Raw genomic sequence first — 12668 nt, forward strand, 5'->3', positions numbered from 1 at the left:
ACGATGCAACGGCGGGACGCGATGCGTCGTCCATGCGCCAGACTGGTCAGATGTCCGCCACCCTCGTCGCGTCCGGCCTCACCGTCACCCGCGGTGGGGCGACCGTCCTCGACGGCGTCTCCCTCACCGTCGCGCCCGGCGACCGTCTCGGCGTGGTGGGGCCCAACGGCGTCGGTAAGTCGACGCTGTTGCGTGCCCTCGCCGGGCAGGTGACGCCCGACGCGGGCCGGGTGGATCTCGCGCCGCCGACCGCCAACGTCGGCCTGCTCCCCCAGGAACCCGACCGCCACCCCGGGGAGACCCTGCGGGCCTTCCTCGCCCGTCGCACCGGCGTCGCCGCGGCGCAGGCCGAGCTCGACGCCGCGACCGAGGCGTTGGCCCTGGGCATGTCCGGGGTCCCTGGCATGTCCGGGGCTCCTGGCATGTCCGGGGTCGACGACCGCTACAGCGTCGCCCTGGAGCGGTGGCTGGCGATCGGCGCGGCCGACCTCGACGCCCGCGCCGAAGAGGTGTGCGCCGATCTCGGTCTGCCCGCGGGCGCGCTCGACAGCCCGACGACGGCGTTGTCCGGCGGGCAGGCCGCCCGGGGATCGCTGGCCGGCGTCCTGCTGTCCCGGTTCGACATCACCCTGCTCGACGAGCCCACCAACGACCTCGACTTCGACGGGCTGGAACGGCTCGAGCGGTTCGTCCAAGGCGTGCCCGGGGCGCTGGTCGTCGTCAGCCACGACCGCGAGTTCCTCGACCGCACCATCGACACCGTCGCCGAACTCGATCCGCACCGGCACGGCCTCACCCTCTTCGCTGGCGGATGGACGGCGTACCTGCAGGCCCGCGAGGTCGCGCGGCGTCAGGCCCGGGAGCGGTACGAGGAGTACGCCGGCCAGCGAGCCGATCTCGTCGCTCAGGCGCAACGCCAGCGGGAGCAGGCGGTGCGGGGTTCGGTGCGGGCGAAGCGGCGGATGCCCGACGGTGACCGGGCTGCCAAGGGAGCCCGGATCGAGGCGGCGACGAAGAGCGCGGCCAGGGTCCGGTCCATCGAGTCCCGCATCGACCGGTTGGCGGAGGTCGAGGAGCCCCGCAAGGAATGGCAGCTGCGCATGTCGATCGCAGCCGCGCCCCGGTCGGGCGATGTCGTCGCGACATTGACCGGCGCGGTGGTGGCCCGGTCGGGCTTCACTCTGGGGCCGGTTGATCTGACGATCGCGTGGGCGGACCGGGTGGTGATCACCGGGCCGAACGGCGGGGGCAAGACGACCATGCTGGGTGCGCTGCTCGGCCGCATCCCCCTGGCCCGGGGGCACCAGGCACTCGGGTCCGGCGTGCGGCTCGGCGAGATCGACCAGGCCCGCGGCCTGTTCCGGGGTGAGGCCACGGCGCTGGCCGTCGCCGAGCGGGCGACCAGTTGGCCGGCGGGTGAGGTGCGCACCCTGTTCGCGAAGTTCGGTCTCGGCCCGGATCAGGTCACCCGGCCGGCGGCGTCCCTGTCGCCGGGAGAACGCACCCGGGCGGGGCTCGCGCTGCTGCAGGCGGTCGGCGTGAACTGCCTGGTGCTCGACGAACCCACCAACCACCTTGACCTTCCGGCGATCGATCAGCTCGAACAGGCGCTGGCCGGCTATGCGGGCACCCTGCTACTCGTCACCCATGATCGGCGCATGCTCGACACGGTCGCCGTGACCCGCCGGCTGCACGTCAACGGCGGCCTCGTCACCGAGAAGCCCCTCGTCACCGAGAAACCATTGTGACGGCTCGCCGAGAACGTCAGGCGCCGGTGTTTGGCCAGAATGCCGCATGGGGAAACGGGGAGTCCGTGGTGGTCGCGGAACCGAGCACGGCGTTGTTCGGGGTGGTGGCGTTGCCCGTGCTCACCGGTCCTCCGAGGGTGCCCAGATCGGTCAGCCGGCCGCGGTACCAGCGGAACGCGTGGCTGCCCTGACCCGAGGGCACCGTCCCGCACACCACACCGTGATCATTGAGGCCGAGAAGCTCCAGCGGGCCGAGCGGTGAGGTGATCGGGATGCGGCGACCCGCGATCCACAGGAACCCGCCACCCGACGGTCCGAGGCTGCGCACCAGCACCTGACCGAGCCTGTTCACGGCGACCGCCTCGCTGTGCAGGTCACTGCCGAGGGTCCCGAGATCGGTCATGCGGCCGCCGTCCCACAGGAACGCGCGGGAATGGCCGTCCGAGGTCTCGCTGGTCCCCACGATCTGCCTGGCGTTGTTCACGTCGGCGACGACGGTCGAGGAACCGCCGAGGGTCCCGAGATCCGATATTGTGCCGGCCGACCAGAGAAACCCGTGGCTGGCGCCCTCCCGGGTGACGCTGTTACCCACCACCCTTCCCTGCACCGTGACGGCCACGGCGGAACTCAACGGTCCGCCAAGCGTGCCCAGATCCGTCATCGTGCCGTTCGACCACCGGTAGGCGTGCTGCTCGCCCGTATTGGTGGTGCTGGTCCCCACGATGAATCCGGTGTCGCTGACGTCGACCGCGGTACTGGACTGTCCGCCCTGACTGGGGGTGCCGCCGAGGAATCCCAGCGACTGATAGACGCCACGGTTCCAGCGGAACGCCTCCCGGCTGTAACGCGTGGTGTTCTCGCCGACGACCACGCCGGCCTCGCTCACCGCGGCCGGCCGGCTGTTCCCCGGCAGGCTGCGCACCGTACCGTCGTGGTAGACGAACCCACTGAGCTCGGATGATGAGGTCTGCCAGTAGCCCGCGAAAAGGCCTGCGGTGTTGCCGCCGGTGAGGAGACCGGAGACCCCGGTCGGGGATGGAATGTCCACGACGGCGGGTCGGGTGGGCGCGGGTGGGGAGGACGGCGCCGCGGTGGCCGCGCCCGCCGCGGTGGCCGCGGTGGCGGAGCCGAGGTAGCCGAGCGACCAGGGCGCGAGGGTCGTGGCCACCGTGGCGGCACGGATGAATGTCCTTCGATCGTTCATCGCGAAATGATCTCCTCTGGTCGGCTGCCACGGTCAGCCGTCGACGGTGATCGGCCGACGTCGGTCGACCGGCTGGAGGAGTTCGTGGAGCCATCACGCAATGCCAACTCTCCGAGGCCGGAGGATTGCAACATGATCTACCGTCGTCAACCAACGACACGCTGGCACCGTCGGCGGCTCACCCCCTCGGCTTGGCGGTGACGGTCGGGTCAGGATGAAGGACGATGTTTCGCCACCAGGCCGGGCGCACCAGTGGGACACTGACCGGGTGAATGCGCTCGGGACGAGCCGTGACTCCGCGCCGGCAGCGATGCCCTCTGACGCCCGGCGGATCCTCGTCGTCGGCAGCGGCGGGGCGGGCAAGAGCACCCTGGCGCGTGAGCTCGCGCGCCAGACCGGACTGCCGCTCGTGCATCTCGACCGGTACTTCTGGCAACCGGGATGGGTCGAGACACCCACGGCGCAATGGCGGTCCGTCGTTGCCGACCTCGTCGCCGAGCCCGCATGGGTGATGGACGGGAACTACGGCGGCACGCTGGACCTGCGCATTCCCGCCGCCGACCTCATCGTGTTCCTGGACCTGCCGCGGCGGATCACCATCCCACGAGTCCTGCGACGCTGGGCACGGTGGCACGGGCGGAACCGTCCCGACCTCGCCGCGAGCTGCCCAGAACGGCTCGACCTCGCTTTTCTCACGTGGCTGTGGAGATATCCGAGTACCAGCCGCAACCGTCTCGCCGACAGCATCGCCGAACACCACGCCGGACACCGGGTCGTTCGTCTGTGTACCCCGCGTGAGGTTCGTCTCTGGCTGGCCGCCGTGGCCTATTCGGGAGTTCCAGCGGCCCGCCCGTGACGGCCACCGGCCGTCACCCGGCCGTCACCCGGCCGTCGGCCAGCCGTCACCCGGCGGCCGTCGCCGGTGAATGTGGGGGGACCTGAGCACGGTCTGCGGTCCCTGGACCGTGCCTTGCTCCCCACGTGCCTTGCTCCCCACAATGTGGCCGGACAATGTGGCCGGCGTCGGTGCTTCCCGCGCCCGAGGGTTCCCCTCGGTGGTGGGTATGACGGTACCGGGCACCTGTGTGCCATGTTGGCGTAGCGTGCTCGCTCGGGCTCTGCCGGATGTCGGGGGACCGCGCCGGATGTCGGGGGACCGCGCCGGACGCCTGGCTGACCCGGGCATGACCCGGCTTGGAGACCGGATCGGACCCGGGCATGACCCGGATCGGAGACCCGAATAGAACCCGGACATGATCTGACGACCGTGACGCGAAGGGCCGACAGTGAGCGCAGTGACAATCGACGGCAAGGCCGTCGCCCGCAGAGTGCGTGAGAACGTGGCCAGGGAGGTCGCTGAGTTCCGCGACCGGACCGGCATCCAGCCCGGCCTCGCGACCGTGCTCGTGGGTGACGACCCCGCGTCCGCCGTGTACGTCGGTGGCAAGCGTCGGGCCTGTGTCGAGGCCGGCATGGCCGACCTGCATCAACACCTGCCGGCCGACACCTCCCAGGAGAAGGTCGCGGCGCTCTTGGATGATCTTGCCGCCGATCCGGCCGTGTCGGGTATTCTGCTGCAGCTTCCGGTGCCCGAAGGCTTGGACGGGGCCGCGCTCGTCGGCCGGATCCCACCCGGGAAGGACGTTGACGGGCTCACCACCGCCAGCGTCGGTCTGCTCGCCCGGGGTCTGCCGGGTCTGCGGCCCTGCACACCGTCCGGGATCATCGAGTTGCTGGACTCCTACGACGTCGAGTTGTCCGGTACGCCCACGGTCGTCGTCGGTCGTTCGGAGCTGGTCGGTCGTCCGGTGGCAGCGCTGCTGGTGGGACGTAACGCGACCCTAACGATCTGTCACTCCCGTACACGGGACCTGGCGGCGGTCTGCCGCGGCGCCGACGTGCTCGTCGTCGCAGCGGGAAAGCAGGCGATCATCGGCGCCGACGCGGTGAAGCCGGGCGCCACCGTCATCGACGTCGGCATGCACCGGACCCCGCAGGGCCTGCGTGGCGACGTGGATTTCGAGGCGGTGCGCGAGGTGGCCGGGAAACTGACCCCGGTGCCGGGCGGGGTGGGGCCGATGACGATCGCGATGCTGCTGCGCAACACCCTGCTCGCTGCGCAGGCCGCCACCGGGGCTGACGGTCCGGGCTGACGGTCATCGCAAGCCGCTTACCGCACCGGGTCACCCCGGGCTTGCGGGTCACATCCCTGACGTGAAGGTTTTCATCGGTTCTTCGCCCGCCGGCCGGTGGGGCCTACGAGTTCCGTCGGTGGCATGCGCCAGAATCGCCATCGTTGGGCAGGATGTGCGTTCGGCGTGGGGAGACGGGCATGACCAGCGGGGACGAGTCCGAGCTCAGGGACGGCGGCGGGTCGGCGGCACGGGCGCCGTCCTCGCCAGCGCCAGCGTCGGCGGCACCGCCCCCGCCGGGGCCGGCTGTCGCCGGGACCGACGCGGTGCGCAACGCCCCCGGGGACGGCAACGGCACCCTGGCGGATTCCGCTTCCGGCCCCGCCGGTTCCGGTGGCCGTCCGGCGCGCGCCCGCCGGCCACGCATCGTCTACGTCTTCGCGGTCCTGGCCGTCGGCTGGCTCCTGCTCGGCGGCGTCGGCGGATCCTACCAGGGCAAGCTCGGTGAGGTCCAGAAGAACGACAATGCCGCCTACCTCCCGAACTCGGCCGAGTCGACCAAGGTCGACACCGCGTCGCGGCAGTTTCGCTCCGTGCGGACGATTCCCGGCTTCGTCGTCTACGACCGCCAGGGCGGGCTGACCGCGCAGGACAAAGCCAAGATCACCGCCGACGTGAGGTCCTTCGCCGGGATCCACGGGGTGGACGCCGGCCAGCTCGGGCCGCCCCAGTTCGCCCGCAACGGCGCTGTGGCCGCCGTGGCCGTGCCGCTCGTCGCCCAGGACGGCGGCCGCGAGGTCAAGGGTGATGAGCTCGTCGACGCCGAGAAGGCCGTCGTCGCGGCCGCCCGCGACGGGGCACCGGCCGGTCTCGCCGTGCACCCGGCCGGGCCGGGGGGTCTGCTCGTCGCCTTCATCGAGGCGTTCTCCGGCCTCGACGGGCTGTTGCTGCTCGCCGCGGGCCTCGTTGTCGTGGGCATCCTGCTGCTCGTCTATCGCAGCCCGGTGTTGTGGTTCTTCCCGCTGTTCAGCGCGGTGCTCGCGCTCGGCGTCTCGGCGCTGATCATCTATCCGTTGGCCAAGAACAACGTCCTCACCCTCAACGGACAGGGCCAGGGCATCCTGTCGGTGCTGGTCATCGGCGCCGGCACCGACTACGCGCTGCTGCTGGTGAGCCGCTATCGGGAGGAGCTGCACGCCTACCCCAGCCGGATCCAGGCGATGATCGTGGCCTGGCGGGGCGCCGCTCCGGCGATTACCGCCTCGGCGGTGACGGTGATCCTCGGCCTGCTCTGCCTGAGCCTCGGGGAACTGAACTCCACCCGCAGCCTCGGGCCGGTGGCGGCGATCGGCATCGCCTGCACAGCCCTGATCATGCTGATCTTCCTGCCGGTGTTCCTGGTGATCGCCGGGCGCTGGATCTTCTGGCCTCGCATTCCCCGCGTCGATCACCAGGCCGATCTCGCCGGTCACGGTCTCTGGGCACGCTTCGCCGGAGGCCTTGTCCGCCGGGCCCGGTGGGCCTGGATCGTCACGACGGTCGTGTTGCTGGCCTGCTCGTCCCTGATCGTCACCCTGAAGGTCGACGGCCTGTCGACGACGGACAGCCTGACGGGGCGGCCGGAGGCGATCGTCGGCCAGGAGATCTTCGACGCCAACTTCAGCCAGGGGCAGGGCGCCCCGGCCGTCATCATCACCAACACCGTTGCCGCCGCGGACGTCATCGCCGCCGTCCGGAAGGTCGACGGCGTCGCCACCGCTCCCGGCTCGGTCTGCGTGGAGGTCGACTACGCCAAACTCGCCGCCCGGTTGGCGTCCGGTGGGCGTCCGGCGGCGAGGGGTTCCGACGGCTGCGCCCCGAAGTCGGTCCAGGTCGCCCCGGTTGACGGTCGAATCGCCATCGACGCCGCCATCGTCCACCGCTATGACACCGCCGAGGCTTACAACACGATCACTGCGATCCGACGGGTCGTCCGGGAGGTGCCCGGGGCGAACGCCCTGGTCGGTGGCCAGTCGGCGATCAATCTCGACACCCAGAACGCCTCGCGCCACGATCGCAACCTGATCATCCCGATCGTGCTGGTCGTCATCCTCCTCGTGCTCGGCGTCCTGTTGCGGGCGCTGCTCGCCCCGGTCCTCCTGATCGCGACGGTGGTGCTCTCGTTTGCCGCGACGCTGGGCGTGAGCGCGGTGGTGTTCAACCACGTCTTCGGGTTCGCCAACGCGGATCCAGGCTTCCCGCTGTTTGCGTTCATCTTCCTCGTCGCCCTGGGGATCGACTACAACATCTTCCTGATGACCAGGGTCCGGGAGGAGACCCTCATCCACGGCACCCGTAGCGGCATCGTGCGCGGCCTCGCGGTCACGGGCGGGGTCATCACCTCGGCCGGGATCGTCCTCGCCGGGACGTTCGCCGTGCTCGGCGTCCTCCCGCTGGTCTTCCTGGCCCAGGTGGGTTTCTCGGTAGCCTTCGGGGTGCTGCTGGACACGGTTCTGGTCCGCTCGGTCCTCGTGCCGGCGCTGAGCCATGACCTCGGTCCGAAGATCTGGTGGCCCTCGAAGCTCTCCTGACACGCACTCGCCCGGCGCGGCCTCCGCGCCAGGACCGAAGCCAACGCACGCTGTCGGCCCCCTCTCCTCGGCCGGAGGGTGCCGGACCCAGCCGCACGGGAACGGACTTTCGCTGCCGGTGAGGCGGGGCCGGGGACACCACGCGGGCAGCGGGGCTGGCTGCCGGGCCTTACGGGCCTTACGGGACGCTACGAGACACGCACGGGCATCGATGCCCAGCCGCGGACCGTGGAGGTACGGGCTTGGACGGCGTTGTCCCAGGCGATTTCCCAGGTGAGGAAGCGGGTGAGGACCTCGTCCAGGGCCACCTTGCCCTCGATGCGGGCCAGTGCGGCGCCGAGGCAGTGGTGGATGCCGTAGCCGAAGCTCAGGTGGCGGCCGATCTCGCGGCGGATGTCGAACTCCTCCATCGAGCCGCGGCCGCACCGGTAGGTCTGCCGGTCGGTCAGGTGGTCAGGTGATCTTTTCCAGCTGGACCGGTAGCCCGTCCCGTGGAACAGGCAGCGGGAAACGGTCTAATGAGATCCGGTAGCCCGGTGCCAGGCTCCACCGGTACCGCAGCAGCATCTGGTGCAGGATCGCCTTCACCTGCTGACCGGCGAAGTGCAGACCGATGCAGGTATGTGGCCCGCCACCGAACGGTTGCCAGGCGTAGGGATGTACCTTGTCCTCGCGACGGTGGTCCGCGAACCGCTCCGGGTCGAACCGTTCCGGGCTCGGCCAGTACTCCGGCATCTGGTGGGTGAAGGCGAGCGCGAGGGCGGCCACGGTACCGGCGGGCACCGTGACGCCGAGCACGTCGATGTCTTTCACTGTGGCGCGCAGGAGGATCGGCACCGGCGTGACCAGGCGCAGCGCCTCCTTCATGACCAGAGCGAGTGACGGCAGCCGATCGAGGTCGGCATGGTCCACCGCTGGCGTGCCGAGGGCGAGCGACTCCTCGCGGCACCGCTGCTGCCACTCCGGATGCCGTGCCAAATAGTAGCTCATGCTGGTCATCGTGATCGTGGACGTGTCGTGCGCGGCCACCATCATCAGGATCATGTGGTTGACGACGTCGTCGTCGCTCAGCCTGCTGCCGTCCTCGGCCTCGGCGTGGCAGAGCCGGCTGAACATGTCGGTGCCGCTCCCGGCTCGTTTCGCGGGCACCCGCAGCCGCAGGAACTCCTCCAGGTACCGGCGCCCGGCCAAGCCACGCGACCAACGTAGCCCGGGTGCCGGCACGCGGACCACCGCGCCCGGCGCGCGGATGCAGGCGAACAGCGCGGCGTTGAACCGGTCGGCTTCCGGTCCCAGCCGTTCACCCATGAAGATCCGGGTCGCCAGTTCGAGGGTGAGCTGTTTGACCGCGGGATAAACCTGGAACCTCGCGCCCGGCCGCCACCCCGCGACGCCCCGTTCGATGGACGGGTTCATCCCGGCGAGATAGCCGCGCAGTCTGTCCGGGGCGAACGCGCCGGCGAGGATCCGACGGTGGTGGCGGTGCTCGTCAAAGTCGAGCATGCTCAGTCCGCGCCGGAAGAACGGTCCGGCTATCCGTTGCTGCCCCGGGCCGTTCGCGAATGCCTGCTCATGGTTGCGCAGCGCCAAGCCGGTGGCGTCCGGGCCGAGCAGGCTCACCACCCGCAGCCCGAAGGTCCGCTCCCATGACACCGGGCCATACCGGTCGTAGCGCTGCCGCCAGTGCTGGGCAGGGTCATGCAGGTAGCGCAGGGTGTATCCCACCAGGGGCGGACCTCCGTCGCCCGGCACCGGTCCCCTGGAACCCCTCACCGCCACGAAACCCCTCACCGCCACGACGCTCTCACATCCTATTCAAAGGTTGCGACGCATCGGACGCATCGGACGCATCGTAGGAACCGTCGCGCGGGGACAGCTCGGCGAGCTGGGCCCGTACCCAGGCGGTCACGTCCGCGGCCGTGGGGTCGGCGGTGAGCGAGGTGAACACCACCGGACGGGCGCCGCGGGCCGCGGTCGCGTCCCGGGCCATGACGTCGAGGTCGGCGCCCACCAGGGGAGCCAGATCGGTCTTGTTGATGACCAGCAGGTCGCTGCCGGTCACCCCCGGTCCGCCCTTGCGGGGCACCTTGTCGCCCCCGGCGACGTCGACGACGAAGATCTGCCGGTCGATTAGCCCGTAGCTGAACGTCGCGGTGAGATTGTCGCCACCGGACTCGACGAGGACCAGGTCCAGGGGGCCGGTGTCGGCCTCCAGGTCCTCGACCATGCCAAGGTTCGCGGTGATGTCGTCGCGAATCGCGGTGTGCGGGCAGCAGCCGGTCTCGACCGCGCGGATCCGCTCGGGATCGAGCACGCCGGCCCGGCGCAGGAAGTCGGCGTCCTCGGTGGTGTAGATGTCGTTCGTCACCACCCCGATGCGCAGGCTCGACGACAGGGCCCGGCACAGCGCGGCGACCAGGGCCGTCTTACCGCTGCCCACCGGGCCGCCGACCCCGATCCGCGGCGCCCGCCCGGCGCCGGCTGGCCCCGCGTCAGCTGGCCCCGCGCTGGCCCGCCCGTCAGGTCTCTGGAACTCCTCATGTCCGAGGTGCATCGTCGCGCTTCTCCCGTTCGAGGGGCCCGCCGGTGCTCACGCGGCGTGCAGGGCCGGCAGCGCGATGCCGAGCTGGGCCCGTTCGAGGAACGCGCCCGGCATGGCGGTGAGCTCGGCGGGGGAGGGCTCGGCGCCGGCGCGGACGAGCAGGTCACCCAATGCCGCGATCATCACGCCGTTGTCCGTGCACCGCCGGCGGGCCGGTATCCGCAGCCGGATGCCGGTCTGCTCGCAGCGGCTGGCCGCCAGCGCCCGCAGCCGGCTGTTCGCCGCGACCCCGCCGACGATGAGCAGGTCACCGATCCCGTGGTCGAGGCAGGCCCGGACCGCCTTGGCGGTGAGCACGTCGACGACTGCCTCCTGGAAGGATGCGATCACATCGCCGGCCGGTACGGGGGAGTCGGGATGCGACTCGACCCATCGGGCGACGGCGGTCTTCAGCCCCGAGAACGAGAAGGTGTAGGGCGCGTCCGCCCGGCCGGTCAGCGGCCGGGGGAAGGCCAGCGCCGTCGCATCGTGGCCGACCGCGGCTCGGTCGACCGCGGGACCGCCCGGATAGGGCAGGCCGAGCACCCGGGCGACCTTGTCGAAGCACTCCCCGGCCGCGTCGTCAAGCGTGTCGCCGAGGTGGGTGATCGGGTCGCGAGCGAGGTCCCCCACCCGCAGCAGCGACGTGTGCCCGCCGGAGACGATCAGGGCGATGAGGGGATCGGGTAGCGGTTCGCCGTCGACGAGGTCCGCGGCGAGGTGACCGGCGAGATGGTGCACGCCGTAGAGGGGAACATCGAGCGCCGTGGCGTACGCCTTCGCCGCGGCCACCCCGACGTGCAGGGCGGTGGCGAGGCCGGGGCCGGCGGTGACCGCGACGGCGCCGATGTCCGCCGCGAACAGCCCCGCCGAGGACAGCGCCGCGCGCACGCAGGGCACCAGCGCCTGCACGTGTGCCCGGGCGGCGATCTCGGGGACCACCCCGCCGTAGCGGGCGTGCTGGTCCATGCTCGTCGACAGGGCCTCGCCCAGCAGCGTGCCGTTCCGGACGAGCCCCACCCCGGTCTCGTCGCAGGACGTCTCGATGCCCAGCACGACCGGGCCCTGCTCCGGCGGCATCCCCGCAGCCTCCTCGCGATAGTCGGTACCTGCGAGATTACGCCGGCGCGCGGTCCTCGCCGCGCCGCCGCGGACCCTCGTCATGCGGGTGCGAGGTCCCCGTCCACGGACGGGGACGTCACCGAACAGGCGCGGCACCGACCGGCAAGGGCGGCGTGGTCGGGCTGCAGGGTGAACCCGACGGTGGTGGCGAGCCGACGCGCGACGTCGTCGAGCAGGTCCGCGGGCACGTCGAGGATCGTGCCGCAGGAGCGGCACCGGACGTGCAGGTGGGCGCCGCCGGTGAGGGCCGCCGCCAGGTGGTAGACGGCCGGCCCGTGGTCGGGGTGGACGTGGGTGACCAGGCCGAGGTCGCCGAGGGTCTCCACCGCGCGATAGACGGTGGTGCGGTGCATGCCCGGGACGATCGTCTCCGCCCGGGCGAAGACGTCGTCGACGGACAGGTGCTCGCTCGTGCCGGCGAGCACCTGGAGCACCGCCCGGCGGGCCGGGGTAACCCGCTCCCCGCGGGCGCGCAACGCGGCGATCCCGGCGGCGGACGGATCGCCACGCCGGCCGTCACGATCCGTCTGACTGTCCTTCACGATCCAGGTGTCCTTCACGATTCACGTGGCACAGTATCCCGCATGACCGTGCTCCCGATCCGCACCGTTGGTGATCCCGTTCTGCGCACTCCGACCACGCTGGTCACGGAGTTCGACACTGTGCTCGGTCGGCTGGTCACCGACATGATCGACACCATGTACGACGCGCCCGGGGTGGGGCTCGCCGCCCCGCAGATCGGGGTCGGGCTGCGCCTGTTCGTCTTCGACGTCGACTACGACCCGCGTGACGAGTCGGTGCCACGGGTGCCGCGGGTAGTGGTGAACCCGGTGCTGGAACTCGGCCCGGACCCGGGGCAGCCCGGGGAGACCCAGCAGCCCGGGGAGACCCAGCAGCACGGCCCGGAGGGATGCCTGTCCGTCCCGGGGCTGCACTTCCCGACCACGCGGGCGCTGGCCGCGCGGGTCCGCGGGGTGGACGTTACGGGGCAGCCGGTCGAGTACGTCGGCGAGGGCCTGCTTGCGCGCTGCTTCCAGCACGAGGTCGACCATCTCGACGGGATCCTCTACGTCGACCGGCTGACCGGGGAGGCGCGCCGTGCCGCCGTCCAGGCACTGCGCGAGCCGCCGCCGACCCCGGAGCAGGCACGGGCGGCCGGCGAGTACCTGCGGTCGCTGCGCCGGTCAGCCGGGTCGGTCCGGTGACGGTCTGACGCCGGTCGGGTCGGTCCGGTGACGGTCTGACGCCGGTCGGGTCGCGCCGGTCGGGTCGCGCCGGGGACGGCCGCCGGTCGCCCGACGGGCTATCTTG

General features: G+C 71.4%; 10 protein-coding genes and 1 pseudogene. 5 read left to right on the forward strand and 6 right to left on the reverse strand.

Features of this window, described 5'->3' with window-relative positions; genetic code table 11:
• The first annotated feature begins 50 nt into the window (after positions 1-50).
• The gene (locus tag AC08OO_RS06495; protein WP_476611841.1) at positions 51-1748 is read left to right on the forward strand and encodes an ABC-F family ATP-binding cassette domain-containing protein; all 1698 of its coding nucleotides are present in this window, start codon (positions 51-53) and stop codon (positions 1746-1748) included.
• A 16-nt stretch (positions 1749-1764) separates the two neighbouring features.
• Here the strand turns inward: AC08OO_RS06495 and AC08OO_RS06500 are convergent, their stop codons facing one another.
• Complete coding sequence (locus AC08OO_RS06500; RefSeq protein WP_476618321.1) at positions 1765-2952, reverse strand: HAF repeat-containing protein; 1188 nt, start codon at positions 2950-2952, stop codon at positions 1765-1767.
• A gap of 214 nt (positions 2953-3166) precedes the next feature.
• On the opposite strand from AC08OO_RS06500, the gene AC08OO_RS06505 reads away from it, so the two are divergent.
• The 3 genes from AC08OO_RS06505 (at position 3167) to AC08OO_RS06515 (ending at position 7654) form a co-directional block, all read left to right on the forward strand.
• Positions 3167-3808 carry a P-loop NTPase family protein gene (locus AC08OO_RS06505; protein ID WP_476609638.1) on the forward strand — a complete coding sequence of 214 codons (642 nt, stop codon included), beginning with the start codon at positions 3167-3169 and terminating at the stop codon, positions 3806-3808.
• A gap of 430 nt (positions 3809-4238) precedes the next feature.
• Entirely contained in the window at positions 4239-5105 is an 867-nt protein-coding gene (folD, locus tag AC08OO_RS06510; RefSeq protein ID WP_476609637.1) for a bifunctional methylenetetrahydrofolate dehydrogenase/methenyltetrahydrofolate cyclohydrolase FolD, read from the forward strand.
• A gap of 179 nt (positions 5106-5284) precedes the next feature.
• Positions 5285-7654, forward strand: a complete 2370-nt coding sequence (locus AC08OO_RS06515) for an MMPL family transporter (RefSeq protein WP_476609636.1) — start codon at positions 5285-5287, stop codon at positions 7652-7654.
• Between the two features lie 188 nt (positions 7655-7842).
• On the opposite strand, the pseudogene AC08OO_RS06520 reads toward AC08OO_RS06515, so the two are convergent.
• From AC08OO_RS06520 to AC08OO_RS06540, 5 genes and pseudogenes are all read right to left on the reverse strand, one after another.
• Positions 7843-8061 (reverse strand): annotated as a pseudogene (locus AC08OO_RS06520) (cytochrome P450); the annotation flags it as partial.
• A 46-nt stretch (positions 8062-8107) separates the two neighbouring features.
• The gene (locus AC08OO_RS06525) at positions 8108-9379 is read right to left on the reverse strand and encodes a cytochrome P450 (RefSeq protein WP_235187011.1); all 1272 of its coding nucleotides are present in this window, start codon (positions 9377-9379) and stop codon (positions 8108-8110) included.
• A gap of 79 nt (positions 9380-9458) precedes the next feature.
• Positions 9459-10208 (reverse strand): urease accessory protein UreG, encoded by a 750-nt coding sequence (gene ureG / locus AC08OO_RS06530; protein WP_476609635.1) that lies wholly within the window; start codon positions 10206-10208, stop codon positions 9459-9461.
• Positions 10209-10244: 36 nt separating this feature from the next.
• Positions 10245-11315 (reverse strand): tRNA (adenosine(37)-N6)-threonylcarbamoyltransferase complex transferase subunit TsaD, encoded by a 1071-nt coding sequence (tsaD, locus tag AC08OO_RS06535; RefSeq protein ID WP_476606362.1) that lies wholly within the window; start codon positions 11313-11315, stop codon positions 10245-10247.
• A gap of 80 nt (positions 11316-11395) precedes the next feature.
• Positions 11396-11899 (reverse strand): Fur family transcriptional regulator, encoded by a 504-nt coding sequence (locus AC08OO_RS06540; protein WP_023841051.1) that lies wholly within the window; start codon positions 11897-11899, stop codon positions 11396-11398.
• Positions 11900-11941: 42 nt separating this feature from the next.
• Here AC08OO_RS06540 and def point away from each other — a divergent pair, with 42 nt between their 5' ends.
• Complete coding sequence (gene def, locus AC08OO_RS06545; protein ID WP_476609634.1) at positions 11942-12562, forward strand: peptide deformylase; 621 nt, start codon at positions 11942-11944, stop codon at positions 12560-12562.
• Positions 12563-12668: the final 106 nt, after the last annotated feature.

The sequence above is a fragment of the Frankia sp. CeCAU1 genome, from assembly GCF_977971845.1.

Excerpts from the sequence above, each read along its gene's own strand:
- AC08OO_RS06505 (WP_476609638.1), top strand. The coding sequence starts at position 3,167 with ATGAAGGACGATGTTTCGCCACCAGGCCGGGCGCACCAGTGGGACACT.
- tsaD (WP_476606362.1), bottom strand. The coding sequence starts at position 11,315 with ATGCCGCCGGAGCAGGGCCCGGTCGTGCTGGGCATCGAGACGTCCTGC.
- AC08OO_RS06500 (WP_476618321.1), bottom strand. The coding sequence starts at position 2,952 with ATGAACGATCGAAGGACATTCATCCGTGCCGCCACGGTGGCCACGACC.
- AC08OO_RS06495 (WP_476611841.1), top strand. The coding sequence starts at position 51 with ATGTCCGCCACCCTCGTCGCGTCCGGCCTCACCGTCACCCGCGGTGGG.
- def (WP_476609634.1), top strand. The coding sequence starts at position 11,942 with ATGACCGTGCTCCCGATCCGCACCGTTGGTGATCCCGTTCTGCGCACT.
- ureG (WP_476609635.1), bottom strand. The coding sequence starts at position 10,208 with ATGCACCTCGGACATGAGGAGTTCCAGAGACCTGACGGGCGGGCCAGC.
- AC08OO_RS06515 (WP_476609636.1), top strand. The coding sequence starts at position 5,285 with ATGACCAGCGGGGACGAGTCCGAGCTCAGGGACGGCGGCGGGTCGGCG.